Here is a 26,355-nt window from a genome sequence, read left to right as displayed (position 1 = left end):
GGCCCCGGCTCGGCGCCGGGACCCCGCCGTGCGATCTGCTCGCCCTTACGCGGCGACGGCCGCGGCGGCCTTCTGATCGGCGATCAACGCCTGGAACGCGCGGGCGCTGTCCTTCGGCGTGCGCTCGAACGTGTCGTAGTCGACCCGCACGATGCCGAAGCGCTTGGCGTAGCCCCAGGCCCACTCGAAGTTGTCGAGCAGCGACCACACGAAGTAGCCGCGCACGTCGGCGCCCGCCGCGATCGCGGTGCCCACGGCGGCGATGTGGTCGAGGATGTACTGCGTGCGCTCGGCGTCGTGCACCTGGCCGTCCTCCGACACGACGTCGTCGTACGAGGCGCCGTTCTCGGTGATGTACAGCGGCGGCAGCGTCGGGTACTCCTGGCCGAGGCGCACCAGCAGCTCGGTCAGGCCGGCCGGGTTCACCTCCCAGTCCATCGCCGTCCGCGGCAGGCCGCGCGACGGCATCGTCACGTACTCCGAGCCCGGGAACGGCGAGCGGCCCGGCTTGTCGGTGGGCGTGAGGCCCGGCTTCGCGTCGGCGGGCAGCGGATGCCCCGACACGTTGTCGTCGTGGTAGTGGTTCACGCCGAGGAAGTCGATCGGCTGCGAGATGGCCTCGAGGTCGCCCGGGAGGATCTTCTCGGCGAGGCCGAACTCCTGCACGTCCTCGAGCAGGTCGGCGGGGTATGCGCCGAGCAGGATGGGCTCGAGGTACATCCGGTTCCACAGGGCGTCGATGCGGCGAGCTGCCTCGAGGTCGACGGGGTCGGTCGGGTCGTTGGGCACCGCGTTGGTGAGGTTCAGCGTGATGCCGAGCTCGATCTTCCGGCCCGAGGCATCCGACAGCTCGCGAAGCCGCTGCACCGCGAGGCCGTGGCCGAGGTGCTGGTGGTGCACGGCCGCGAGGCCCGCGACCGGGTCGTTCAGGCCCGGCGCGTGCTCGCCGCCGACGTACGCGATGAGCGACGAGCACAGCGGCTCGTTGAACGTGGTCCAGTGCGAGACCCGGTCGCCGAGGGCGCCGTACACGGCCTCGGCGTACTCGACGAAGCGGTACGAGGTGTCGCGGTTCGCCCAGCCGCCCTGCTCCTGGAGGGCCTGCGGGAGGTCCCAGTGGTAGAGCGTGAGCCACGGCAGGATGCCCTGCTCGAGGAGCTCGTCGACGAGCCGCGAGTAGAAGTCGAGGCCCTCCCGGTTGACCGTTCGGCCGCCGGGCACGACGCGCGCCCAGCTCGTGGAGAACCGGTACGAGTCGAGGCCGAGCTCCTTCATGAGCGCGACGTCCTCGCGGTAGCGGTGGTAGTGGTCGACCGCGCGGTCGGGGGTGTCGCCGCCGGCGACCGCGTTCGGCACGCGTGCGTACGCGTCCCAGATCGAGTCCTCCTTGCCGCCCTCGTGGGCGGCGCCCTCGATCTGCGCGGCCGCGGTCGCGGAGCCCCAGATGAAGCCCTTGGGGAAAATCGAAGAAGCCATCAGCCCTTCACTGCTCCTGCCATGATTCCGGAGATCAGCTGCTTGCCCGCCACCACGAAGAGGATGAGCAGCGGGATGGTCGCCATGACGGCGCCGGTCAGCACGATCGAGTAGTCGATGTAGTAGCCCGACTGCAGCTGGCTGAGCGCCGTCTGCAGGGTCGGGTTCTGCGGGCTCAGCACGATGAGCGGCCACAGGTAGTCGGTCCAGGCCGACATGAACGTGAACAGGCCGAGGATCGCCATCGCGGGGCGGGCGGCCGGGATGCCCACGGTGAGGAAGGTGCGGAACTGGTTCGCACCGTCCATGCGCGCCGCCTCGATCAGCTCGTCGGGGATGACGTCCACGAGGTACTGGCGCATGAAGAACACGCCGAAGGCGGTGACCAGGGTCGGCACGATGACGGCGCCGATCGTGCCGGTCCAGCCGAGCTCGCGCATGATCATGAACAGCGGGATGATGCCGAGCTGCGTCGGGATCGCCATGGTGGCGACGACGAAGACCATGAGGCCGTCGCGACCGCGGAAGCGGAGCTTCGCGAAGGCGTAGCCGGCGAGCGTCGAGAACGACACGACCGAGATCGTGATGATCGACGAGATCAGCACCGAGTTGCCGAGCGCGAGCCAGAACGGGATCGCGTCGAACACCTTCGCCGCGTTGGCGAGGAAGTTGCCGCCCGGGATGAGCGGGAGGGTCTCGCCGCGGGTCGCGTTCGTGCCGCTGCCGACGACGAACGACCACCACAGCGGGTACGCGCTGCCGATGAGGAAGGCGGCGAGCAGGCCGTAGGTGAGGAAGCCGGGGCGGCTGCCGATGCCGGCGACGCCGCTGACGCGACCGCCGCGGCGTCCGCGCCGGCCGCGGGGGCCGGAGCCGTTGCCGATGACGTCGGGGTGGGCGGAGGTCTCGGGCTCGAGGACGTCGACCCGGACGGCGGGGATCGGTTCGGGGGTGGCGGTGCTCATCGGTTCTCTCCTCGGGCGAGGGCGCGTCGGGTGCGTCGGTTCGGTCGCTTCGGGGCATCGCCCGTGGCGATGCGGCGCGAGACCAGGAAGTTCACGAGCCCGAACGTGACGATCAGGAGGAACAGCAGCCAGGCGACGGCCGCCGCCTCGCCGAAGTCGCGGCGGAAGAAGGCGAGCTCCCACATGTACAGCACGGTGGTCTGGAACTGGCGGTCGGCGCCGCCGATGCCGCCGGCCGTCGACACGTCGAAGAGGCGCGGCTCGGCGAAGATCTGGAGGCCGCCGATGGTGGCGGTGATGATCACGAAGATGAGCGTCGGGCGGATCGACGGGATCGTGATCGAGAAGAAGCGGCGGGCGCTGCCGGCGCCGTCGATCGCGGCGGACTCGTAGAGGTCGCGCGGCACGGCCTGCATGGCGGCGAGCAGGATGAGGGCGTTGTAGCCGGTCCAGCGGAAGTTCACCATGGTCGCGATCGCGAGGTGCGACAGGAAGGTGTCGTGCTTCCACTCGAGGTCGGGGATGCCGACGAGGTTGAGCAGGTTGTTCGCGAGGCCGTCGCCCTCGTTGAAGATGCTCGAGAAGATGAGGGCCACGGCGACCGGCGTGACGACGAACGGCAGCAGCACGCCCATGCGCCAGATGGTGGGGGCGCGCAGGCCCTGGTCGAGCAGGTAGGCGACCACGAGCGCGACGATCAGCTGCGGGATCGCGGAGAGCAGGAAGATGCTCAGGGTGTTGAAGATCGAGTTCCAGAACATGTCGGAACCGAGCACCTTGGTGAAGTTGGCGAGGCCGACGAAGTCGCCCTGGCCCTTCAGCAGGTCCCACTGGTGCATCGACACGACGAGCGTGTACCCGAGGGGGAACAGGCCGACGAGCGCGAACAGCAGGAAGAAGGGGGAGACGTAGAAGTAGGGGGAGGCCTTGAGGTCGAACCGCGACAGCCGCTGCCGGTAGGTGGGCTTCACGGCGGCGTCGCGGCCGGGGCGGAGCTCGGGCGCAGGGGCGCCGGTCGTCGGCGGCGGCACGGTGGCGGTCATGGGGTGTTCCTGTTCGTCGGTGCGTTGAGGCTGGGGTGGTGGTGGTCGGGCGGTGCCGGCTGGGCCGGCACCGCCCGACCACCTAGGGCGTCATCAGCCGACGAGCTCGTGCAGCAGCTCGATGGCCTGGTCCCACGCCGCGGCGGTGTCGATCTCGCCACGGTCGAGCGCCTGCAGCGGCGGGCCGAAGACGTTCTCCTGGATCACCGAGTCGTCCGGACCCTTGAACTGGGCCACGACACCCTCAGCGCGCGAGGCGAGGATGGCGCCGACGGGCGCGCCGTTGAAGAACTCGTTCGGCGTCGGGTTGGCAGCGAGCTCCTCCTGCGCCTCGAGGGTCGACGGGAAGCTGCCCGCGGCCTCGAACTGCTTGAGCTGCTGCTCGGGCTGGGTCAGCCAGTCGGCCAGCTTCGCAGCCTCTTCCTTGTGCTTGCTCGTCTCGGGGATCGAGAGGAACGCGCCACCCCAGTTGCCTGCGCCGCCGGGGAAGACGTCGGCGAAGTCCCAGCCGGTGCTGGCGTCGCCGCCGCCGGCCTCGGTCTGGCCCTGGACGACGCCCAGCATCCAGCCCGGGCAGACGAAGGTCGCGAAGGTGCCGTCGACGAACGACTTGCCGCCGTTCCAGTCCCACTGCGCCTGCTGCGCCGAGAGGCCGTTGCCGATCGCCTCGCCGAGGAGGTCGAAGTTCGCCTTGAGCTCGGCGTTGTCCTCGACGTTCAGCTCGCCGTCGGCGGTGTAGTAGCCCTCGGGCATCTGGTTGACGATCGAGTTCCAGACGAAGCCGGGCTGGTCGAACCAGGCCTTGCCGGTGGTGTCGACGTACTGCTTGCCGACCTCGAAGTAGTGGGCCCAGTCGCCCTCGAGGAGCGCCGCGACCTCTTCGCGGTCGGTCGGGAGGCCCGCGGCCGCGAACGCCGGGGCGTTGTAGCAGAGGCCGGTCGGGCCGATGTCGGTGCCGTAGCCGATGACGCGGCCGTCGGCGTCGGTCGCCTGCTGGTACTTCCAGTCGACCCAGTCGGCCTTGCGGTCCTCGATGCCGTAGTCCTTGAGGTCGACGAACTGGTCGGAGACCTCCATGATCGCGCCGAGCCAGCCCTCCTCGGTGGCGACGATGTCGCTGAGGCCGGAGCCGGCGGCGAGCTTCGTGAACGCGTCGGTGCGGGCGTTGCCACCCGTGTCGATGTTCGTGGCCTCGATCTTGATGCCCGGGTTGGCGGCCTCGTACTCCTTGTACAGGTCGTCGTACCCGAAGGTGCCGAAGGTGGTGATGGTGAGGGTGATGTCCTCGCCCTCGCCCGAGCCCGAGTCGCCCGACGAGCAGGCGGAGGCAAGGAGAGCGATCGATGCCGCGCCGGCTACGGCGGCGACAGCGCGGGTGCGTCGTGAAAGCTTCACGGTCACTCCTTTGTGTGCGTGGTTGACGGAATGCGAGATCGGGAGGACGCGCTTGGGGAACCTTGGGGAGGAGCCGTGAGAGCGCTCTCACGATGTCGACGGTGACTCTACGCAGAAGTCGTGGTCGATGTCAAGAGAGCGCTCTCACGGATCGGACGGATGGCTCCGCGACCGCCTTCGAGGCCGCGCACGGGCGGCGTCGGTAGACTCGGCGGGTGCCACCCCACGACCCCCGAAGCGCCGAGCCCGAGCTCGACGAGACCGTGCACCGACGTCGCATGGTCATCGCGCTGAGCGTGTCGGCGGTGCTCATCGGGGCGGTCGCCTTCGTGGTCGGCGCGGCCGGCGGGCCGGCTTCCGATGCGGCGGCGGGCCAAGGCGGCGACACCACGGCGGATGCCTCGGCGAGCGCCTCGGCCACGCCGCGGCCGGCGCCCGCGCAGGCCCCGGCGCCGGCCCAGGTCGAGACCTTCGACCGCACGGCGCACTCGATCGACGACGCCTCGAGCATCTGGGTCGTGGTGAACCGCGCCCGCCCGCTGAACCCGATCGACTACGTGCCCGACGACCTCGTCGAGGTGCCCGTCGCGCACACCTGGGAGCCCGAGCTCCGGCAGGAGGCATCCGACGCCGTCGTCGCGATGTTCGAGGCCGCGGCGAACGAGGCCGGGCTGTACCTGGCCTCGAACAGCGCGTACCGCAGCTACGACACGCAGGTCGACCTGTACGGCGACGGCAGCGACCCGACGACCGCGCCGCCCGGGCACAGCGAGCACCAGACCGGCCTCGGCATCGACATCGGCACCGAGGGCGGCTGCACGTTCGAGTGCATGGAGGACAGCGTCGAGGGGCAATGGCTCCGCGACAACGCGTACCGGTTCGGATTCCTCCTGCGGTATCCGTCCGACAAGGTCGACGTCACCGGGTACCCGCACGAGGCGTGGCACTACCGGTACATCGGGGTCGACCTGGCCACGCAGATGCACGACACGGGATATACGACGCTCGAGGAGTTCTTCGGCCTGCCGGCCGCGAGCGATGGCTGAGTCGGGCGGGGCTCCGGCGGCTGGGCGGATGCCTCGCCGCGGGCTCTCGCTCGCGGTCCTGATCGTCAACCAGCTCCTCGCCGGCGTCGGCGTGGCGAGCGGCATCGCCGTGGCCGCGCTGCTCATGGAGGAGCTCACCGGCACCGCGGTGCTCGCCGGCCTCAGCCAGACGTGCTCGGTGCTCGGCGCGGGGCTCGCGGCGATCCCGCTGGCGCGCGTGGCCGTCGCCCGCGGTCGTCACGTGGCGCTCGCGATCGGCTACGGCTGCGGCGCGATCGGCGCAGGCCTCGTGGTGCTCGCGGCGACGACGGGCCTGATCGGACTGGCTTTCCTGGGGCTCGCCTGCTTCGGTGCGGGCGCCGCGGCGGGCCTGCAGGCGCGGTTCGCGGCGACCGAGATCGCCCGGCCCGGATTCGAGGCGCGATCGATGTCGCTCGTGCTCTGGGCCACCACCATCGGGTCGGTGATCGGCCCGAACCTGTCGGACGTCGGCGACGCGGTCGGGCGCAGCCTGGGGCTCCCGCCGCTGGTCGGGCCGTTCCTGTTCTCGGGGGCGGTCTTCGCGGTGTCGACGCTGCTCGTGTCGACCCTCCTGCGGTTGCCGCGCGCCGGCACGCTCGAGGCCGATTCGACCGCCGACCGCGGCGCCGCCGCGCACGACGACGCGATCATCGGCGACGTCGAGGAGTCGCTCGCGGCCGCCGGCGGCGACCCGGGGACGACGTCCGCGGCGACGCATGCCGATTCCGGCATGGAACCGTCGGGCGTGCCGTCGGCGACCGCCGTCGAGCCGGCCGAACGACCGATCGGGGCCTGGCGCGCCCTCCGCCTCGCGGTTCGCCGTCCGGTGCCGTTGCTCGCCCTGCTCGCGATCGTCTGCGCGCACACGGTGATGGTGGCGGTCATGGTGATGACGCCGGTGCACATGCATGCGAACGGGCTCTCGCTGTCGCTCGTCGGGCTGGTGCTGAGCATCCACATCCTCGGCATGTACGGGGCGAGTCCGATCATGGGCTGGCTCGTCGACCGGGTCGGTGCGGTGGCGGTGATCGCGGCCGGCGCCGTGATCCAGTTCACCGCGACGATGATCGGCATCCTCGCTCCGGGCGACGACCTGGTGCTCATCCCGCTCGCGCTGGGCCTGCTCGGCCTCGGCTGGTCGGCCGGGCTCATCGGCGGCTCGGCGCTCCTCACCGAGTCGGTCGAACCCGACCTGCGGGTGCCGCTGCAGGGGGCATCCGATGCGGCCATGAACTTCGCCGCCGCGATCGCGTCGGCGTTCTCGGGGCTGCTGCTCGGGCTCGGCGGATTCGCCGCCGTGAACGTCGCCGCCGCGTTCGTCCTGGTGCCGCTGGCGGCCGCGTGGGCCCGGGTCGTCGCCGCCCGACGGGCGTGATCGCGCTCTCACAGAGCTCCCAGCGTTCGAGAGGGAACCTCACAAAAACGCGTGATGGGGTGTTTCGGCCCCCCCTTCCGCCGACATCCCTGGACGAACCCGAACCGTGCAGCCAGATTCCGACGCGCCCATCCGGCGACGCTCCACCTACCGCCCGCCCTCCTCCACGACCCCCGCCGACGAGCGCCCCGCCGCTCCGGTGACCGACCCCGCGCCCGCTCCGGCCGACGTGCCCACGGACCTTCCCCTCGGTACCGACCCGACGCGCGCCCGCCACCGGGCCGAACGCCGCGGCAATCGTCGGGCGACCAGCGGCCTCGCGCGCCAGGTCGGCGCGCTGACCGGCATCGCCTCGATGCTCGGGGTTTGCGTGCTCGGCGCCGTCGGTGCGGTCGGCGGCGACGCGACCGCGGCGACCCGGGCCGTGGCGATCAGCGCCGACCCGACGCCCGGCTCCGCCGGCGACACGATCACCGCGGCGGTCCGCTCGGGCGAGATCACGCAGGCTCCCGCGATCACGAGCGGACTCTCGTCGACCCAGACCCCGTTCACGGGCGGCGCGCAGGTCAGCGTCGAGGGCGAGCACCTCGACGCCGTCGCCGCGGTGACCGTCGGCGGCGTGCCGGCCGTGTTCACCGCGGTGAACCCCGCGTACCTGGTGTTCGACGTGCCGGCCACCGCCTCGACGGCGCAGGGCACCTCGGCTGCGGTCGAGTTCCTCGACGCCGCCGGGCAGCCGGTCGGCACGCGCGCCCCGGCGAGCTCCCGCCCCGCGGCGACCGTCGACGCCGAGGCATCCGTCGCGTCCTTCCAGACCACGCCGACGCAGCTCGCGCTGACCTACACGAGCGACCCGCGCATCGACGCCCAGGTGAACTACGTGCTCGCCTATTGGCAGAACTACAACTCGGGCCAGTACCTCGTGATCTCGGGCAACGACTGCGCGAACTTCACCAGCCAGTCGCTGCTCCAGCGCGGCTGGGCGATGGACGGCGCGTGGTCGTACGACTTCGCGACCGGGCAGGCCTCGGCGGCCTGGACCAGCTCCACCGCCATGCGCGACTGGCTGCTCTCACGGCCCGACCTGGCGACCCCGCTCGAGGATGCGCAGCGCGACCAGGTCAAGGTCGGCGACGTCGCCCAGTTCGACTGGGACAACTCGGGCGACCGCGACCACACGACCGTCGTGACCCGCGTCGAGCACACCGGCTCGGGTACCAAGGTGTGGGTCGGCGGGCACACGAAGGACGCCGACTTCTGGGACGTCGACCAGGCGCTCTCGGGCGGCGGGTCGGTGCACTACTTCTCGCTGCGCTGAGGTTTCGACAGGCTCAACCACCGGCGGTTGAGCCCGTCGAAACCACGGCCCCGCTGCGCCCCGGCAGCGTGACGGATGCCCCGCCGCGGACGCCCTCGTCGGTCGCGAGCAGCACCTCGCCCGCGAGGGGCAGCTCGACCGCGGCCTCGCCGAGGTTCGCCGCCACGGCGACGTCGCCCCGGTGCAGCACCAGCCACGGGGCATCCGCGTCGACCTCGACCCGGATGCTCCGGAAGCTCGGGTCCGTGAGCTCGGGCAGCTCGCGCCGCAGGGCGATGAGGCGGCGGTGCAGGTCGAGGGTGCGAGCATGCCGGCCGTCGGGGTCGCCCGCACCACTGGCGCCGTCGTCGACCTCGCGCCAGTCGAGCTTCGACCGGCGGAACGTCTCGGGGTCCTGCGGGTCGGGCACGACGGCCGGGTCCCAGCCCATGCGGGCGAACTCGGCGATGCGCCCGCGGGCCGTCGCCTCGCCGAGCTCGGGCTCGGGATGCGACGTGAAGAACTGCCACGGCGTCGACGCGCCCCACTCCTCGCCCATGAACAGCATCGGCGTGCCCGGCGAGGTCAGGTTCAGCAGGGCCGCGAGCCGGATGCCCCGCTCGTCGAGGGTCGCCGTCAGCCGGTCGCCGGTCGCGCGATTGCCGATCTGGTCGTGGTCCTGCGTGAAGGTGACCAGCCGCCACGCCGGCGTTCGGTCGAGGTCGATCGGTCGCCCGTGGGTGCGGCCGCGGAAGCTCGAGAACGTGCCCGCGTGGAAGAACCCGTGCTCCAGCACCGCCGCGAGCGATGCGATGCCCGCGAAGTCGGCGTAGTACCCGGTCGTCTCGCCGGTGAGGTTGACGTGCAGGGCGTGGTGGAAGTCGTCGCTCCACTGCGCGGTCAGGCCGAGGCCGTGCTCGTCGCGCGGGCGGATCATCCGCGGGTCGTTGAGGTCGCTCTCGGCGATGAGGGTCAGCGGGCGGCCGAGCGCCGCCGACGTGGCATCCGCCTCGGCCGCGAGCTCCTCGAGCAGGTGCGTCGCGCGGTGGTCGACGAGGGCGTGCACGGCGTCGAGGCGCAGGCCGTCGACGTGGAAGTCGGCGAACCACATACGGGCGTCGTCGAGGATGTACCGGCGCACCTCGTCGGAGTCGGGCCCGTCGAGGTTGAGCGAGGAGCCCCACGTGTTCACGCGGCCCTCGTGCAGGTACGGTCCGAAGCGGGGCAGGTAGTTGCCGCTCGGCCCGAGGTGGTTGTAGACGACGTCCTGGATGACGCCGAGCCCGCGCGCGTGGCAGGCGTCGACGAACCGCTGGTAGGCGGCCGGGCCGCCGTAGCTCTCCTGCACCGCGTACCAGAGCACGCCGTCGTAGCCCCAGTTCCACTCGCCGTTGAAGGCGTTCACCGGGAGCAGTTCGACGAACCCGATGCCGAGGTCGACGAGGTGGTCGAGCCGGGCGATCGCCGCGTCGAGCGTGCCGTCGGGCGTGAACGTGCCGACGTGCAGCTCGGAGACGACCGACCCCGCGAGCTCGCGGCCCGGCCAGTCGCCGTCTCGCCAGTCGTGCTCGCCCGGGTCGAACACCGCGCTCAGCTCGTGCACGCCGTCGGGCTGGCGACGGGAGCGCGGGTCGGGCAGGGCGCGGTCGTCGCCGTCGAGCACGAAGCCGTACCGGTCGCCCGGCGCGAGGTCCAGGTCGGCGCGCCACCAGCCGTCGCGCTCGGGGTCGCGGTGCATCGGGGCATCCGCGCCGTGCGAGGGCGCGCGGAGCGAGACCGACGACGCCCGCGGCGCCCAGACCTCGGGGATCATGCGCCGGCCGCCGCGACGCCCGCCTCCGCGTCGTCGCCGGCGGCGTCACCGGCCGCCGCGTCCCCGGCCTCCGCCGGCCCGAGCAGCGCGACCGGGTACCGCTCCAGCAGCACGCCGAGCGGCACCTCCGGCTCGTCGAACCGCCGCCCGGTGAGCAGGTCGATCGTCGGGCCCGCGTGCCGCAGCAGGACGGTGTCGCCCCAGGGGTCGGGTCCGCGCGCGGCGAGCCCGACCGGCAGGCGGGTGGCCACCGCGACCGCGCCGCCGCGGTCGAAGGCGATCGCATGCTCGGATGCCTCTCCGACGACGTCGAACGGCGTGTACCTCGTGAACAGGTCGGGGCGGTCGCGCCGGAGGCGCAGTGCGCGCGAGACGACGAGGAGCTTCGCCGCCCCGGTCTCGTCGACCGGCGGGAGCCACCCGCCGTCGAGCCGCCGCAGCAGTCCGCGGCGCACGTCGAAGTCGACGGGCCGGCGGTTGTCGGGGTCGACGAGGCTCTGTTCCCAGAGCTCCGACCCCTGGTAGACGTCGGGCACGCCCGGCCCGAGCAGCTGCAGCAGCTTCGCGCCGAGCGAGTTCGACCAGCCGGGCGCCGCGACCTCCTCGACGAACCCGGTCACGAGCGCCGCCACCTGCTCGTCGTCGAACGCGGCGTCGACGAGCGCGTGCAGGCGCCGCTCGAACGCGGCATCCGGGTCGGCCCAGCTCGTCTCGTCGCCGGCCTCGCGGGCGGCCTTCTCGGCGTAGGCGTGCAGCCGCTCGCGCGACACGGGCCAGGCGCCGACGATCGCCTGCCAGAGCAGGGCGTCGAGCGGGCGGCTGCCGGTCGAGGCGAGCGGCCGGAGCTCGGCGAGCAGGAGCGCCCAGCGGTCGGGCAGTTCGCTCAGCACGCTGAGCCGGGCCCGCACGTCCTCGCCGCGCTTCGTGTCGTGGGTCGACAGGGTCGTCATCGTGTCCGGCCACGCCGCGTGCCGCCGCTCGGCGCGCTCGTGGAACTCGGCCGGCGTGATGGCGAACTCCGATGGGTCGCCGCCGACCTCGGTCAGCGTGCCGAGCCGGGTGTACCGGTAGAACGCCGTGTCCTCGACGCCCTTCGCCATCACCATGCCGCTGGTCTGCTGGAAGCGTCGCGCGATCGGCTCGTCGGGGTCGCGCAGCAGCGGCGCGATCTCGTCGAGGGCGGCCGCGAGCTCGGGCCGACGGGCGCGAGCGGATGCCTCGGCGCGGTCGAGGTGCTCGCCGCCGAGCACGAGGTACGAGCGGTAGACCGGGAAGTCGGTGAGGAGCTCGGCGATCGCGTCGTCGGCGCCGTCGACCGGGCGGGGGAGGAGCCGCACGAGCCGCAGCACCTCCGAGCGGAGGATCCCGTCGGCGATGCCGCGCTTGGTCCCGTGGATGAGCTCGGTCCAGTCCTCGGGCCGGCCGGCGCCGGCGGCGTCGCCCGCGTCCGGCCGCGCCGCCCGCGTGAGCCCGCCTTCGCCGGCCGGATCGACGAACACCCGGTCGAGGTCGGCGAGCGCGTCGTACCCGGTGGTGCCGTCGGCCGCCCAGCCGGCCGGCAGGCGCTCGCCGTGCTCGAGGATCTTCTCCACGAGCACGTACGCGCCGCCGGTCGCCTCGGCGAGCCGGGCGAGGTAGCCGCCCGGGTCGGCGAGGCCGTCGGGGTGGTCGACGCGGAGGCCGTCGGCGAGGCCCTCGCGGATCCAGCGCAGGATCTCGGCATGGCTCTCGTCGAACACCCACGGCACCTCGACGCGGATGCCCGCGAGCGTCGACACGGCGAAGAAGCGCCGGTAGTCGAGCTCGTCATCGGCCCGGTGCCAGTCCATCAGCTCGTAGTGCTGCGCGGCGTGCACCGCGAGCACCGCTTCGGCGCGCTCGGCAACGGCGCGTTCGGCAGCGGATACCCCGCCCCGCGCCTGCTCGAGCAGCGAGGCATCCGTCTCGGGGGCGATCGGGAACCGGTGCTCGAAGTAGCGCAGCTCTTCGCCCTCGACGCGGAGGTCGCCGGCAGCGACCGCCTGCTCGACCGGGCCGCCGAGCACGGGCAGCCGCACCCGGTCGTTCCCGAACGCCCAGTCGACGTCGAACGCCTCCGCGTATCGCGACCCCCGCCCGTGCCGGAGCAGGTCCCACCACCAGGCGTTCTGCGAGGCATCCGAGACGCCCATGTGGTTGGGCACGATGTCGACCAGCACGCCGAGGCCGCGCTCGCGCGCGGCGGCGACGGCCCGCGCCAGCCCGTCGGCCCCGCCGCGCGCCGGGTCGACGCGCGAGTGGTCGACGACGTCGTACCCGTGATCCGACCCGGCGGTGGCCGCGAGCAGCGGCGACAGGTAGATCCAGTCCGCGCCGAGGTCGTGCAGGTAGTCGGTCACCCCCGCCACCGCGTCGAGGTCGAACGCGGCGCGCACCTGCAGTCGGTACGTCGATCGCGGTGTCCTGGCCACTGGATGTCCCCCTCCGTCGTGGTCGTGCGATTGGCCGTGATCAGCCGCCGTGCAGGCCCGTTCCGGTCGCGGGCGCGGGCGTCCGCCCCGCCTGCCGCGTGCGTTCCGACAGCGACGCCGCGACCGAGTGGTCGGGCTCGACGTCGGGCTCGGCGTGCGCCCGGAGCACGAGCAGCGAGCGGCCCTCGAGCGTGAACACCGAGCCGGCGGTGCTCGCCTCGTCGGTGGCCGCGTGGCCCGCCGTGTCGACGACGACGTCCCACGCCTGCTTCGTGCGCTGCGGGATCGTGAACTCCGTCGGGTCGGGCGACCCGTTGTAGAACACGAGGAAGTCGACGTCGGTGATCGGCTCGCCGCGCGCGTCGCGCTGGCGGATGCCCTCGCCGTTCAGGTACACGCCGACGGCGCGGCCGAGCGGGGCATCCCAGTCGGCCGGGGTCATCTGCGTGCCGTCGGCGCGCAGCCACACGATGTCGGGCAGCGGCGAGCCCTCGGGGCTGTCGTCGCTGTCGACCGGGCGGCCGTCGAAGAACCGGCTGCGCCGGAACGTCGGGTGGTCCTGCCGGAGGCGCACGAGCGCCGCCGTGAACTCGATCAGCGGCTGGTCGGCCCGGTCCCAGTGGATCCAGGTCAGCTCGGAGTCCTGGGCGTAGGTGTTGTTGTTGCCTTGCTGCGTGCGGCCGAGCTCGTCGCCGTGCAGGATCATCGGCACGCCCTGCGAGAGCAGCAGGGTCGCGAGGAAGTTGCGCTGCTGGCGGGCGCGGAGCGCGAGCACCCCCGGGTCGGCGGTCTCGCCCTCGGCGCCCGAGTTCCACGAGCGGTTGTGCGATTCGCCGTCGCGGTTGTCCTCGCCGTTCGCGTCGTTGTGCTTCTCGTTGTACGACACGAGGTCGCGCAGGGTGAAGCCGTCGTGGGCGGTGATGAAGTTGATCGAGGCCACCGGGCGGCGGCCGTCGTTCTCGTACAGGTCGGCCGACCCGGTGATGCGCGAGGCGAACTCGCCGAGGGTCGACGGCTCGCCCCGCCAGAAGTCGCGCACGGTGTCGCGGTACTTGCCGTTCCACTCCGTCCACTGCGGCGGGAAGTTGCCCACCTGGTACCCGCCGGGCCCGACGTCCCACGGCTCGGCGATGAGCTTCACCTGCGAGACCACCGGGTCCTGCTGCACGAGCTCGAAGAAGCTCGACAGCCGGTCGACGTCGTAGAACTCGCGGGCGAGCGTGGCCGCGAGGTCGAACCGGAACCCGTCGACGTGCATCTCGAGCACCCAGTAGCGCAGGCTGTCCATGATGAGCTGCAGCGCGTGCGGGTGGCGCACGTTGAGCGAGTTCCCGGTGCCCGTGTAGTCGGTGTAGTACCGCGGGTCGTCCGGCTCGAGCCGGTAGTACGCGGCGTTGTCGATGCCGCGGAACGCGATCGTCGGGCCGAGGTGGTTGCCCTCGGCGGTGTGGTTGTAGACCACGTCGAGGATCACCTCGATGCCCGCCTCGTGCAGCGTGCGCACCATGCCCTTGAACTCCTGCGCCTGCTGGCCGAGGTCGCCGTTCGACGAGTACTCGTTGTGCGGCGCCAGGTAGCCGATGGTGTTGTAGCCCCAGTAGTTGCGCAGGCCCTTCTCGAGGAGCGTCGAGTCCTGCACGAACTGGTGCACCGGCATGAGCTCGATCGCCGTGACGCCGAGGCGCTGCAGGTGCTCGATCACGGCGGGGTGGGCGACGCCGGCGTAGGTGCCGCGCTGGGACTCGGGCACCTCGGGATGCAGCGCGGTGAGCCCTTTCACGTGGGCCTCGTAGATCACGGTGCGCGAGTACGGCGTGTTCGGGCGACGGTCGCCCGCCCAGTCGAAGAAGGGGTTGATCACGACCGAGTGCGCGACGTGCGCGGCCGAGTCGTCGTCGTTGCGCGAGTCGGGCTCGCCGAAGTGGTAGCCGTAGAGCGACGGATCCCAGTCGAACGCGCCCGCGATGGCCTTCGCGTAGGGGTCGAGCAGCACCTTGCCCGGGTTCGCGCGCAGCCCCTTCGCGGGGTCGTTCGGCCCGTGCACCCGGTACCCGTACCGCTGGCCGGGCTGCACCTGCGGGAGGTAGGCGTGCCAGACGAACGCGTCGACGTCGATGAGGTCGACCCTCGTCTCGGTGCCGTCGTCGTCGAAGAGGCAGAGCTCGACGCGCTCCGCGACCTCGCTGAACAGGGCGAAGTTCGTGCCGCTGCCGTCGAACGTGGCGCCGAGCGGGTAGGCGGTTCCGGGCCAGCTCTCCACCGGCTCCATCGCGCGGCTCACGCGCCCAGCGCGTCGCCGACGATCCGCTTCGCCTCCGCCTGCACCTCGGCGAGGTGCTCCGGCCCCTTGAACGACTCGGCGTAGACCTTGTAGACGTCCTCGGTGCCGCTCGGGCGGGCCGCGAACCACGCGTCCTCGGTGACGACCTTCACACCGCCGATCGCCGCGTCGTTGCCGGGGGCCTTCGAGAGCCGCGCCGTGATCGGCTCGCCGGCCAGCTCGGTGGCGGTGATCGCGTCGCCGTCGAGCTTGCCGAGTCGCGCCTTCTCGTCCTTCGTGGCGACGGCGTCGACGCGCTGGTAGGCGGGGTCGCCGAACCGCTCGGTCAGCTCGCGGTAGAGCTCCGACGGGCTCTTCCCGGTGACCGCGCGGATCTCCGAGGCGAGCAGGCACAGCAGGATGCCGTCCTTGTCGGTCGTCCAGACCGTGCCGTCCTTGCGCAGGAACGAGGCGCCGGCGCTCTCCTCGCCGCCGAAGGCGACCGAGCCGTCGACGAGGCCGGGCACGAACCACTTGAAGCCGACGGGCACCTCCCAGAGGCGCCGGCCGAGGGAGTCGGCGACGCGGTCGATCATCGAGCTCGACACGAGGGTCTTGCCGATGGCCGCGTCGGCCGCCCAGCCGGGGCGGTGCTGGTAGAGGTACTCGATCGCGACGGCGAGGTAGTGGTTCGGGTTCATCAGCCCGCCGTCGGGCGTGACGATGCCGTGCCGGTCGGCGTCGGCGTCGTTGCCCGTGAGGATGTCGTAGTCGCCGCGGTGCTCGAGCACCGACGCCATCGCGCTCGGCGAGGACGGGTCCATCCGGATCTTCCCGTCCCAGTCGAGCGTCATGAACGACCACGCCGGGTCGACGCGCTCGTTCACGACGGTGAGGTCGAGGCCGTAGTGGTCGCGGATCGCGCCCCAGTACGTGACGGATGCCCCGCCCAGCGGGTCGGCGCCGATCCTGATGCCCGACGCCTTGATGGCCTCGATGTCGATGATCTGCTCGAGGTCGGCGACGTAGTTCGTGCGGAAGTCGTACGTCTCGACGCCGCTGGGCTCGGCCTGGTTCACGCCCTTGAGCCCGTCGGCGATGAGCTCGTTGGCGCGGTTCGCGATCCAGCCCGTGGCATCCGAGTCGGCCGGGCCGCCGTGCGGCGGGTTGTACTTGAAGCCGCCGTCGGCGGGCGGGTTGTGGCTCGGGGTGATGACGATGCCGTCGGCCTCGCCCTCGGCGCGCTTCGCGGGGTCGTTGTTCCACTTCAGGATCGCGTGCGAGAGCGCCGGCGTCGGCACGTAGTCGTCGTACTCGTCGACGAGCACCCGCACGCCGTTGGCGACGAGCACGTCGAGCGCCGTGGTCTGCGCGGGCGCGCTGAGCGCGTGCGTGTCGGCCCCGATGAAGAGGGGGCCCGTGATGCCCTGCGCCGCGCGGTACTCGACGATCGCCTGGGTGATGGCGAGGATGTGGTGCTCGTTGAACGCGGTGTCGAACGCGGATCCCCGGTGGCCCGAGGTGCCGAACACGACGCGCTGCTCCGGCACGGAGGCGTCGGGCTCGAGCTCGTAGTACGCCCGTACGAGGGCCTCCACGTCGATCAGGTCGGATTCGGTCGCCGGGGTGCCCGCTCGCTCATGCATGCGGCCAAGTCTGGCATCGGGGCCGCCCGCGGTCACGGGGTTGCGTGCGATCGGTCATCCGATGACCATGCGCGCGAGCGTCGCCACGGTGTAGATCGCGAGCCCCGCGAGCGCGCCGACGACGGTGCCGTTGATGCGGATGAACTGGAGGTCGCGGCCGACCTGGAGCTCCAGCTTGTCGGCGGCCTCGCGGGGGTCCCACCGCTCGACGGTCTCCGAGATCACGCCGGCCAGGTCGTGGCGGTACGTGCGCACGAGGTGGGCCGCGGCATCCGTCGCCCACGCGTCGACCTTGACCTGCAGCGCCGGGTCGGACGCGAGGCGGGCGCCCACCTCGACGAGCGCGGATCGCAGGCCCCGGCGCAGTTCGCTGTCGGGGTCGTCGAGCGAGGACTCGAGCGTGCCGCGCACGGCCGTCCACGTCTCGGCGGCGAACTCGCGCACGCGCGGGCTGTCCATCAGGTCGCGCTTCAGCTCCTCGAGGCGGTCGATCGCGGCGGGGTCGTACTGCAGCCGCTCGGCGAACTCGGCCAGCCACGAGTCGATCGCGACGCGGGCCGGATGCCCCGGGTCGTCGCGCACCGCGCGCACGAACGCCAGCACCTCGCGGTGGGCGCGGTCGTCGACGAACCGGTCGACGACCTGCGGCAGCCAGCGGGGCAGGCGCGACGACACCATCGACCCGAACGCCTCGGGGTGCGCCGCGAGCCAGCCCTCGGCCTGCTCGACGAGCGCGTCGACCGCGTGCCGCTGCTGACCCGCGGCGACGAGCTTCGCGCCGACGCGGCCGATCGCGGGGCCCCACTCGGGTTCGACGAGGTGGCGCCGGGCGAGCTGCTCGATGACCTCCTCGACGTCGTCGTCGCCGAGGAGCCGCAGCACCGCCCGGGCGGCGGTCGCGGCCTCGCCGGTGAGCCGGTCGGCGTTCGCCGGCTCGCGCAGCCACTCGCCGACGCGGCGGGCGAGCCCGATGGAGCGCAGCTTGCCGAGCACGACCTCGTCGGAGAGGAACTCTAGCTCGACGAACTCGCCGAGCGTGCGGCCGATCTCGTCCTTCCGGGTCGGGATGATCGCGGTGTGCGGGATGCGGAGGCCGAGCGGGTGCCGGAACAGCGCGGTGACGGCGAACCAGTCGGCGAGGGCGCCGACCATCGCGCCCTCCGCCGCGGCGCGGACGAAGCCCATCCACGGGATGCGGTCCTCCAGGGCGAACGCGACGGCGAACACGACGGCTGCGGCGACGAGCAGCCAGGTCGCGAGCCGGCGCATCTGCTGGAGGCCGCGCCGTCGGGCGGCGTCCCCGCCGGCCAGCGGATCCGGTGCCTGCGCGGCCGCGCCCGCGGCGCCGCGCGGCGGCGGGACGGGGGCCTCTGCGGTCTCGGTCATGCCTGCACCGTACGCCGCCCCGCTGCGAGCGCTGGCTAGGCTTGCGTGCATGACCGCACCCGGCACCGCCACCCCCTCGGAGACCTACTCCTACCTGGGGCCGGCGGGCACCTTCACGGAGGCGGCGCTGAAGCAGGTCCCCGAGGCGGCCGGCCGGGCGTGGCGGTCGGTGAACAACGTCGGCGAGGCGCTGGCGGATGTCACGAGCGGCCGGTCGATCGCCGCGATGATCGCGATCGAGAACTCGATCGAGGGCGGCGTCTCGGCCACGCAGGACGCGCTCGCGACGGTCCCGGGCCTGCGGATCGTGGGGGAGTACCTCGTCCCCGTGAACTTCGTGCTCGTCGCCCGGCCCGGCACCGCGATCGCCGACGTGCAGGTGGTGAACGCGCACCCGGTCGCCTACGCGCAGACCCGCGGATGGCTCGAGCGGAACCTGCCCGACCACGGGCACATCCCGGCGTCGAGCAACGTGCAGGCCGCCACCTCGCTCTTCGAGGCGGACAGCAACGCCGACGCGGCCGTCGCGCCCCCCGGCATCGTCGAGCAGCTCGACGTCGAGCTGCTCGCGGAGGGCATCGGCGACAACCCGAACGCGGTGACCCGCTTCGTGCTCGTCAGCCGGTCGCGGCACATCCCCGCGCGCACGGGCGCCGACAAGACGAGCGTCATCGTCGAACTGCCCGACGACGAGCCGGGTTCGCTGCTCGCCATGCTCGAGCAGTTCTCGACGCGGGGCGTGAACATGTCGCTGCTCGAGTCGCGCCCGATCGGCGACGCCCTCGGCCGGTACCGCTTCGTGATCGACCTCGACGGCCACGTCGAGGACGAGCGCGTCGCCGACGCCCTGCTGGGCCTGCGGCGTTTCTCACCCAACGTGATCTTCCTGGGGTCGTACCCCCGGGCGGATCGCCGCGAGGTCGAGTACCACTCGAAGTACGACGACGGCATCTTCATCGAGGCCCGCGACTGGCTGCGCGGCATCCTGAGCGGCGAGCCCGAGGACTGACGCGCACGCGACGGGCACGCTGCGAAGCGGATGCCCCGCTCCGGCGCCGTCGCTAGGCTGGCGCCACCCGCAGCGCGTGCGGCGGGGCATCCGATGGAGGTGCAGCCGTGACCGAGGCGAGGCCGTCGATCGATCCGCGCTACGACGCGCGATTCCAGCGCGGGTACGTGGAGTCGCACCAGCGCGAGGCGGATGCCCCGGCCCGCGCCGTCCCCGAGCCCGCGTCGAAGCCGGCCTCGAACGCCGCCGCCCCGAAACGCGCGGCAACGGGCGCCGCGGACGCCGGCGCACCCGCCGAGGCGCCGCTGCTGGTCGCCGACGCGACCGCACCCGCATCCGCTCCGCCGGCCGACGCGGACGGGCCGGCGTTCGACGCCCTGCTCGCGACCCTGGACGACGGCGCGGCGGCGTCGTCCGACCCCGCGCCCCCGCCACCCGACCCCGAGCGCCGGGTGGCGACCCGGTGGCTGTGGATCGTGCTCGGCGTCTCGATCGTGTCGATGCTGCTCGGCCTGGTCTTCGCGGTGCAGCTCGCGTTCTCCCCGGGGCGGTACACCGGCCTCGGCCGCGAGGACGTCGAGGCGCAGATGCTCCTCAGCGCGCTCGTGCCGCCCCTCGTGCAGGTCGGCGCGATCGGCATCGTCGCCGCGCTGCTCGGCTGGGCGCTGTTCGCCGGCCGGCGGGGAGCACGCCCGTGAGCGCGTCCCGCATCGCGACCGTCGTGCTCGCCCTCGTCGGGCTCGGGGCGTTCGCCCTGCTGCAGTCGGAGATCCACGCCATCAACACGTTCAACGGGATCTCGTGGGACACCTCCGGGCCGACCGCAGACCAGATCGCCGCGATGGCCAGGAACGACCTCGGCTACATGGTCATCCTCCCGGGGCTCGCCACGCTCACCGTGGCATCCGGCTTCGCGCTCGCCGTGGTCGCGGCGCGCGCGATCGCCCGCCGGTGGATGGAACGCGACCTCGACCCCGACGAGGTGGAACCCCCGGTGGTCGAGCCCGTCGAAACCACCGCCGCCGCTGGTTGAGCGCTACTCCGCCACCCGCACGACCAGCGCGTGCTGCTCGACGTGGAAGTCGACCGCGACCACCGAGCCGAACTCGTCGCCGTCGATCTCGAACTCCTCGGGCGCGCCCTCGATGCGGATCTCGACGCGGCGGCCGCGGCCGTACACGATGTCGCGGCGGCGGTCGCCGGTGAGGTCGAGCAACTGCTTGCCGAGCGCGGACTTGCGCAGCTGGTTGCCCCACGCGATGCGCCGCCACACGAACAGCCAGCCGAACAGGTTGCGCGGCTGCAGCACGACGACGTCGAGCGCGCCGTCGTCGAGCTCGGCATCGGGGATCAGCTCGATGTTGCCCGGCAGGTAGCCGAGGTTCGCCACGAGGATGCTCGACGCCTTCGGCCGGTGGTGACGGCCGTCGTCGATGCGGTAGGTCACGCGGAACGGGTTCGAGGTCGGCAGCACCCGCAGGCCCGCGTCGACGTAGGCGAGCCAGCCGACGCGCTTCTTCAGGTCGGGGTTCGTGTTCGAGATCATCGACGCGTCGATGCCGACGCCCGACATCACGAGCGACGCGTGCGACTCGAGGCTGCCGTCGGCCCGGCGGATGTCGGCGACGAGCACGTCGACCGCCCGGTCGACGCCCGAGAACGCCAGCACCACCGCGTCGTCGAGGTCGTTCACCGGGATGCCGATGTTGCGGGCGAAGAGGTTGCCGGTGCCGAGCGGTACGAGGCCCATCGGCACCCCGGAGCCGCGGAGCGCCCCGGCGACCGAGCGGATGGTGCCGTCGCCGCCCGCCGCGATGACGAGGTCGACGCCCGCGGCGAGCGCCTCCTTCGCCTGGCCCTTGCCCGGGTCCTCGACGGTCGTCTCCAGCCAGAGCGACGGGGCGAGGTGCTGCCGTGCCTCCGCACGGGCCACCGCCTCGCGCAGCCGATCGACGCCGTTCTTCGAGGGGTTCACCACGATCGCGGCACGCGGCCGCCCCGCATCCGCCGCGCGTTCCGCTCCCGCGGAGGCATCCGTCACCGACTCTTCCAGCCCGCCCACGGGGCCACCGTACGGCATGCGCCTCCCCGGGGCCTGCGACACGGCCGACCGGGACCGCCCGCCGAGGCGGCCCGCTGCCCGCCGGCGCCCGCCCTGGCCGCGCCCGGACCCGCCGGTAGACTGGCGCGCGTGATCGACCCCGTGCTCCTCCGCGAGAACCCCGACCTCGTCAAGCGTTCGCAGGACCTCCGCGGCGAGCCGTCGTCGTACGTCGACGACGCGGTCGCAGCCGACGGCGCGCGCCGCGCCGCCATCACCGCGTTCGAGACGCTGCGCGCCGAGCAGAACGCGTTCGGCAAGCAGGTCGCGAAGGCGCCGAAGGAGGAGAAGGCCGCGCTCGTCGCGCAGGCCCAGACCCTCGCCGCATCGGTGAAGGACGCGAACCAGCAGGCCTCCGACGCCGAGGCCGCGTTCACCGCGGCGGTGCAGCGACTCGGCAACGTCGTCATCGACGGCGTGCCCGCCGGCGGCGAGGACGACTACGTCGTGCTCCGCGAGGTCGGCGACATCCCCGCCTTCGGGTTCGAGCCGCGCGACCACCTCGAGCTCGGCGAGCTGCTCGGCGCGATCGACATGGCCCGCGGCGCGAAGGTCTCGGGCGCGCGGTTCTCGTACCTGCGCGGCGTCGGCGCCCGCCTCGAGCTCGCGATCATGAACATGGGCCTCGACCGGGCGATCGCCGCCGGGTTCACGCCGCTCATCACCCCGACGCTCGTGCGCCCCGAGATCATGCAGGGCACCGGCTTCCTCGGTGCGCACGCCGAGGAGGTCTACTACCTGCCCGCCGACGAGCTGTACCTCACGGGCACGAGCGAGGTCGCGCTCGCCGGGTACCACTCGGGCGAGATCCTCGACCTCGCCGACGGGCCGCTCCGCTACGCGGGCTGGTCGACCTGCTATCGCCGCGAGGCGGGCAGCCACGGCAAGGACACCCGCGGCATCATCCGCGTGCACCAGTTCAACAAGCTCGAGATGTTCAGCTACGTCGACCCGGCCGACGCCGAGGCCGAGCACGCTCGCCTGCTCGGCTGGCAGGAGGGCATGCTGCAGTCGCTCGGCCTCGCCTACCGCGTGATCGACACCGCGGCCGGCGACCTCGGCTCGAGCGCGGCCCGCAAGTTCGACGTCGAGGCCTGGGTGCCGACGCAGGGCGCGTACCGCGAGCTCACGTCCACCTCGAACTGCACCACGTTCCAGGCGCGGCGGCTCGACATCCGCCACCGCGTCGAGGGCGGGAAGACGCAGCCGGTCGCGACGCTGAACGGCACGCTCGCGACGACCCGCTGGATCGTCGCGATCCTCGAGACCCATCAGCAGGCGGATGGCTCGGTGCTCGTGCCCGAGGCGCTGCGCGGCTACCTCGGCGGGCTCGAGGTGCTCGAGCCGATCGCATGAGCGTCGTGGGGGAGAACGGCACGGGGGCCTGGTTCGTCGCGCTCGACGTCGACGGCACCATCCTGCACGAGGACGAATCGGTCGACCGTGCCGTCGTCGACGCCGTGGCATCCGCCCGCGACCGCGGCCACCTGGTGACCCTCGCGACCGGGCGGTCGTGGGGCGCCACCGCGCCGGTGCTGGGCCGCCTCGGACTCGCGCCGGAGTACGTCGTGTGCGCCAACGGCGCGATCACGATGCGCCGCGACGACACGGCGCCGGGCGGCTACGTGCGCGCCCACGTCGAGACGTTCGACCCGACGGCCGTGCTCGAGCGCATCCGCACCTTCCTGCCCGCCGGCCGCTTCATGGTCGAGCTGCCCGACGGCTTCCGCCTCTACACCGCGGGCATGAGCGACTGGAACCTCGACAACGCCCGCGAGGTCGTGTTCGACGAACTCCTCGACCAGCGCGCGACGCGCGTCGTGGTCACGAGCGTCGACCACGAGCTCGACGAGTTCTTCGAGATCGTCGACCGCATGGGCCTGCACCACGTCTCGTATGCGATCGGCTGGACGGCGTGGCTCGACATCGCCCCCGACGGCGTCAACAAGGCGACCGCCCTCGAACGCGTGCGCGGCTGGCTCGAGCAGCCGCTCGACCGCGTGATCGCGGTCGGCGACGGGCGGAACGACATCGAGATGTTCGCCTGGGCGGGCGCGGCCGGCCGGGCCGTCGCGATGGGCCAGGCGCCCGACGAGGTGAAGGATGCCGCGACCGAGGTGACCGGCACGGTCGACGAGGCCGGGCTCGCGGCGGCACTGGACTCGTTGCCCTGAACCCGCGCGGCGGGGCATCCGCGTGGCTAGGCTGACCGCGAACCCTGGGGGAGGGGAGCGCGAGTGGGCAACATCCGGCACGGTCGGCTCGCTTCGCGGAGCGCCTGGAAGACCCTCGCGGTGGGCGCGGCGTCCGTCGTCGGGGTCGTGGCCGTCTCGGGGGCGGCGATCGCGGCGTACGCGGCCCTCGACCTCGTGCAGACCGTCAAGCCGACGGTGAAGCTCGAGAGCGAGCAGGTGCTCGAGGGCGTCCCCGACGTCGGCGCGATCCCGGGCGGGGTGAACCTGCTCGTCATCGGCAGCGACAGCAGGCAGGGGCAGGGCGACGGATTCGGCGATCCCGAGGAGGAGACCGCCGTCCTCAACGACGTCACCATGCTGCTGCACATCTCGCAGGACCACTCGCACGTCGAGGTCGTCAGCTTCCCGCGCGACATGCTCGTGGACGTGCCCGAGTGCACCGACCCGGAGGACCCGGGGTCGACCCTCGAGGCCATGTCGTCGGTGAAGATCAACTCGGTGCTCGAGCACGGCGGCATGGAATGCGTGGCGAAGACGGTCGAGGGGCTCGTCGGGGTCACGATCCCGTTCGCCGGCGTGGTGCAGTTCTTCGGCGTCGCCGCGCTGTCGGAGGCGGTCGGCGGCGTCGACGTGTGCGTCGCCGAACCGATCGCCGACGAGTACACGGGCACCTTCCTCGATCCCGGCACGCACACGCTGTCGGGCATGGCGGCGCTCCAGTTCCTCCGCACGCGCCACGGCGTCGGCGACGGTTCCGACCTGGGGCGCATCTCGAACCAGCAGGTGTTCCTCTCCGCGCTCGCGCGGAAGCTGCAGTCGCAGGGCACCCTCGGCGACCCCGTGAAGCTCTACGCCATCGCGAAGGCGGCGCTGTCGAACATGCAGCTCTCGTCGGCGCTCGCGCAGCCGACCACGATGATCTCCATCGCCAAGGCGATGCAGGACGTCGACCTCGCGAAGATCGCGTTCATCCAGTTCCCGACGGCCTACGTCGACGGCGGCGCGGCGCTCGAACCGAGCGAGTCGGCCGACCTCGTGCGCACCGCGCTGCAGCAGGACCTCCCCGTGCAGCTCAACCCCGACGCGGATTCGCCGTTCGCGTCGGAGACCGACCCGAACGCCCCGGCGCCGACCGACCCTGCCACGCCGGCGGACCCCGCGGCGCCCACCGAGAGCGCGCCGCCCGCCGACCCGAACGCGACGGCGGCACCCCCGGCCGAGGCGCTGCCCGGCGACGTGAGCGGGCAGTCGGCCGCCGAGGTGCGGTGCTCGGTCGCGAACGAGGGGTAGTCGCCGGGCTGGGGTTCTCGGTCCGTTTCAGCACTCGTCCAGACTGCGCTGACAGGCTGGTGCGAATGCGGGTCGGCTAGAATCGCCGTCAAACCGCCCGATGGTGAGCGCCGTGAGCAATCGCGGCGCCGTCTCGTGCGGTGAGGAGGGCTGTCCGAGCGGCCGATGGAGCTGGTCTTGAAAACCAGTGGGCAGCAATGCCTCGTGGGTTCGAATCCCACGCCCTCCGCACAGGACGGAACACGAGACGATCGGAAGGAGCGCGGGTGGAGAACGACGTGCGCCCCAGCTCGCGACGTGCCGCGAAGACCCCCTCGGTCGCCCGGCACGGCCGCCTGAAGACCCGCAACGTCTGGAAGACGCTGGCGAAGGGCGTGGCCGCAGTGGCGGCCGTCGCGCTGGTCTCGGGGGTCTCGATCGCCTCGTACGCCGCGTTCGACCTCGTGCAGACCGCGCAGCCGACGGTGAAGCTCGAGAGCGAGAAGGTGCTCGAGGGCGTTCCCGACGTGGGCGCGATCGACGGCGGCGTGAACCTGCTCGTCATCGGCAGCGACAGCCGCGAGGGCCAGGGCATGGCATTCGGCGACCCCGACGAGGAGACCGCCGTCCTCAACGACGTCACGATGCTCCTCCACATCGCGCAGGACCACTCGCACGTCGAGGTCATCAGCTTCCCACGCGACATGCTCGTCTCCGTGCCCGAGTGCACCGACCCCGAGGACCCGAGCGACACGCTCTCCTCGCTCTCCTCGGTCAAGATCAACTCCGTCCTCTCCTACGGCGGCATGGACTGCGTGGTGAAGACGATCGAGAACCTCGTCGGCGTTACCATCCCGTTCGCCGGGATCGTCCAGTTCATGGGCGTCGCAGGCCTCTCCGAGGCTGTCGGCGGCGTCGACGTCTGCGTCGCAGAGAAAATCGAGGACGAGTACACCGGTGTGTTCCTCGACCCGGGTAACCACACCCTCGCGGGTATGGATGCTCTGCAGTTCCTCCGTACGCGCCACGGCGTCGGCGACGGCTCCGACCTCGGCCGCATCTCGAACCAGCAGGTCTTCCTCTCTTCGCTCGCCAGGAAGCTCCAGGCCGACGGCACGTTGAACGACCCGGTCACGCTCTTCAAGATCGCCAAGGCCGCGCTCGCGAACATGCAGCTCTCGAGCGGCCTCACCGACCCGACCCGCATGATCTCGATCGCGAAGGCGATGAAGGACGTCGACCTTTCGAAGATCGCCTTCATCCAGTACCCGACCGGCTACGTCGAGGGCGGCGGCGCCGTCGCCCCGAATGACTCCGCCGACATCGTGAACGCGGCGCTCCAGGCCGACATGCCCGTCGTGTTCGACGCCGCCGCGAACGACACCGATTCCGGCTCGGCCACCGACCCGAACGCGGCACCGCCCGCGGAGGCCCCGGCCGAGACCCCTGCGGAGGAGACGCCGGCGACGACCGACCCGGCCGCGCCCGCCCCCACGCAGGAGGCGCTGCCGTCGAACGTCTCGGGCCAGACCGCCGCCGAGACCCGCTGCTCGGCGGGTCGCACGCTCGACGACCAGTAGCCGTCGGCCCCGTGCCGCGGCCCGTCGC

20 protein-coding genes and 1 tRNA gene are annotated in these 26,355 nt (G+C 72.3%); 11 read left to right on the top strand and 10 right to left on the bottom strand.

Annotated elements, in window-relative coordinates; translation table 11 throughout:
* Positions 1 to 45: 45 nt before the first annotated feature.
* The 4 genes from ACGGZK_RS02335 to ACGGZK_RS02320 form a co-directional block, all read right to left on the bottom strand.
* A complete protein-coding gene (locus tag ACGGZK_RS02335; RefSeq protein ID WP_395244654.1) occupies positions 46 to 1,476 on the bottom strand; it encodes a glycoside hydrolase family 1 protein in 1,431 nt (476 codons plus the stop codon).
* Entirely contained in the window at positions 1,476 to 2,441 is a 966-nt protein-coding gene (locus ACGGZK_RS02330) for a carbohydrate ABC transporter permease (protein ID WP_395244653.1), read from the bottom strand. Before ACGGZK_RS02330 ends, ACGGZK_RS02335 begins: the two co-directional genes overlap by 1 nt.
* The gene (locus ACGGZK_RS02325; RefSeq protein WP_395244652.1) at positions 2,438 to 3,484 is read right to left on the bottom strand and encodes a carbohydrate ABC transporter permease; all 1,047 of its coding nucleotides are present in this window, start codon (positions 3,482 to 3,484) and stop codon (positions 2,438 to 2,440) included. The genes ACGGZK_RS02330 and ACGGZK_RS02325 overlap by 4 nt, the downstream gene beginning before the upstream one ends.
* 93 nt (positions 3,485 to 3,577) lie before the next feature.
* Complete coding sequence (locus ACGGZK_RS02320; RefSeq protein ID WP_395244651.1) at positions 3,578 to 4,879, bottom strand: extracellular solute-binding protein; 1,302 nt, start codon at positions 4,877 to 4,879, stop codon at positions 3,578 to 3,580.
* 215 nt (positions 4,880 to 5,094) lie between these two features.
* Here ACGGZK_RS02320 and ACGGZK_RS02315 point away from each other — a divergent pair, with 215 nt between their 5' ends.
* The 3 genes from ACGGZK_RS02315 (at position 5,095) to ACGGZK_RS02305 (ending at position 8,639) form a co-directional block, all read left to right on the top strand.
* Positions 5,095 to 5,925 (top strand): M15 family metallopeptidase, encoded by an 831-nt coding sequence (locus ACGGZK_RS02315; protein ID WP_395244650.1) that lies wholly within the window; start codon positions 5,095 to 5,097, stop codon positions 5,923 to 5,925.
* A gap of 28 nt (positions 5,926 to 5,953) precedes the next feature.
* Positions 5,954 to 7,321 (top strand): MFS transporter, encoded by a 1,368-nt coding sequence (locus ACGGZK_RS02310; RefSeq protein WP_395244649.1) that lies wholly within the window; start codon positions 5,954 to 5,956, stop codon positions 7,319 to 7,321.
* A gap of 106 nt (positions 7,322 to 7,427) precedes the next feature.
* The gene (locus ACGGZK_RS02305) at positions 7,428 to 8,639 is read left to right on the top strand and encodes an amidase domain-containing protein (RefSeq protein WP_395244648.1); all 1,212 of its coding nucleotides are present in this window, start codon (positions 7,428 to 7,430) and stop codon (positions 8,637 to 8,639) included.
* Positions 8,640 to 8,652: 13 nt separating this feature from the next.
* Here ACGGZK_RS02305 and treZ read toward each other — a convergent pair whose 3' ends face one another.
* From treZ to ACGGZK_RS02280, 5 genes are read right to left on the bottom strand one after another with little or no spacing between them, the layout of a single operon-like run.
* On the bottom strand, positions 8,653 to 10,431 hold the full coding sequence (treZ, locus tag ACGGZK_RS02300) for a malto-oligosyltrehalose trehalohydrolase (RefSeq protein WP_395244647.1): 1,779 nt from the start codon (positions 10,429 to 10,431) through the stop codon (positions 8,653 to 8,655).
* Positions 10,428 to 12,881: a malto-oligosyltrehalose synthase gene (gene treY, locus ACGGZK_RS02295; RefSeq protein ID WP_395244646.1), complete on the bottom strand. Its 2,454-nt coding sequence runs from the start codon at positions 12,879 to 12,881 to the stop codon at positions 10,428 to 10,430. Before treY ends, treZ begins: the two co-directional genes overlap by 4 nt.
* A gap of 40 nt (positions 12,882 to 12,921) precedes the next feature.
* On the bottom strand, positions 12,922 to 15,141 hold the full coding sequence (glgX, locus tag ACGGZK_RS02290; RefSeq protein ID WP_395246028.1) for a glycogen debranching protein GlgX: 2,220 nt from the start codon (positions 15,139 to 15,141) through the stop codon (positions 12,922 to 12,924).
* A gap of 17 nt (positions 15,142 to 15,158) precedes the next feature.
* Positions 15,159 to 16,787 (bottom strand): phosphoglucomutase (alpha-D-glucose-1,6-bisphosphate-dependent), encoded by a 1,629-nt coding sequence (gene pgm, locus ACGGZK_RS02285; protein WP_395244645.1) that lies wholly within the window; start codon positions 16,785 to 16,787, stop codon positions 15,159 to 15,161.
* Positions 16,788 to 16,841: 54 nt separating this feature from the next.
* Entirely contained in the window at positions 16,842 to 18,173 is a 1,332-nt protein-coding gene (locus tag ACGGZK_RS02280; protein WP_395244644.1) for a DUF445 domain-containing protein, read from the bottom strand.
* 49 nt (positions 18,174 to 18,222) lie between these two features.
* Here ACGGZK_RS02280 and pheA point away from each other — a divergent pair, with 49 nt between their 5' ends.
* The 3 genes from pheA to ACGGZK_RS02265 all read left to right on the top strand — a co-directional run bounded on the left by pheA (position 18,223) and on the right by ACGGZK_RS02265 (position 20,215).
* Positions 18,223 to 19,182 carry a prephenate dehydratase gene (pheA, locus tag ACGGZK_RS02275; RefSeq protein ID WP_395244643.1) on the top strand — a complete coding sequence of 320 codons (960 nt, stop codon included), beginning with the start codon at positions 18,223 to 18,225 and terminating at the stop codon, positions 19,180 to 19,182.
* Between the two features lie 107 nt (positions 19,183 to 19,289).
* Positions 19,290 to 19,880, top strand: a complete 591-nt coding sequence (locus ACGGZK_RS02270) for a hypothetical protein (protein WP_395244642.1) — start codon at positions 19,290 to 19,292, stop codon at positions 19,878 to 19,880.
* Positions 19,877 to 20,215: a hypothetical protein gene (locus ACGGZK_RS02265; protein ID WP_395244641.1), complete on the top strand. Its 339-nt coding sequence runs from the start codon at positions 19,877 to 19,879 to the stop codon at positions 20,213 to 20,215. Before ACGGZK_RS02270 ends, ACGGZK_RS02265 begins: the two co-directional genes overlap by 4 nt.
* A gap of 3 nt (positions 20,216 to 20,218) precedes the next feature.
* Here ACGGZK_RS02265 and ACGGZK_RS02260 read toward each other — a convergent pair whose 3' ends face one another.
* Positions 20,219 to 21,244, bottom strand: a complete 1,026-nt coding sequence (locus ACGGZK_RS02260) for a diacylglycerol/lipid kinase family protein (RefSeq protein ID WP_395244640.1) — start codon at positions 21,242 to 21,244, stop codon at positions 20,219 to 20,221.
* A gap of 129 nt (positions 21,245 to 21,373) precedes the next feature.
* Between ACGGZK_RS02260 and serS the strand changes: the two genes are divergently transcribed.
* From serS to ACGGZK_RS02235, 5 genes are all read left to right on the top strand, one after another.
* Positions 21,374 to 22,639: a serine--tRNA ligase gene (gene serS, locus ACGGZK_RS02255; protein ID WP_395244639.1), complete on the top strand. Its 1,266-nt coding sequence runs from the start codon at positions 21,374 to 21,376 to the stop codon at positions 22,637 to 22,639.
* Positions 22,636 to 23,457, top strand: coding sequence for an HAD family hydrolase (locus tag ACGGZK_RS02250; protein ID WP_395244638.1), 822 nt, complete (start codon positions 22,636 to 22,638; stop codon positions 23,455 to 23,457). Before serS ends, ACGGZK_RS02250 begins: the two co-directional genes overlap by 4 nt.
* A gap of 63 nt (positions 23,458 to 23,520) precedes the next feature.
* Positions 23,521 to 24,768: an LCP family protein gene (locus ACGGZK_RS02245; protein ID WP_395244637.1), complete on the top strand. Its 1,248-nt coding sequence runs from the start codon at positions 23,521 to 23,523 to the stop codon at positions 24,766 to 24,768.
* Between the two features lie 144 nt (positions 24,769 to 24,912).
* A tRNA-Ser gene (locus ACGGZK_RS02240) sits at positions 24,913 to 24,997 on the top strand.
* 37 nt (positions 24,998 to 25,034) lie between these two features.
* Positions 25,035 to 26,327, top strand: a complete 1,293-nt coding sequence (locus ACGGZK_RS02235) for an LCP family protein (RefSeq protein ID WP_395244636.1) — start codon at positions 25,035 to 25,037, stop codon at positions 26,325 to 26,327.
* The last annotated feature ends 28 nt before the right edge of the window (positions 26,328 to 26,355 follow it).

The sequence above is a fragment of the Agromyces sp. MMS24-K17 genome (assembly GCF_043950245.1).
In the GTDB taxonomy this organism is placed as follows: Bacteria; Actinomycetota; Actinomycetes; order Actinomycetales; family Microbacteriaceae; genus Agromyces.
This window is presented reverse-complemented; position numbering and strand designations above follow the sequence as displayed.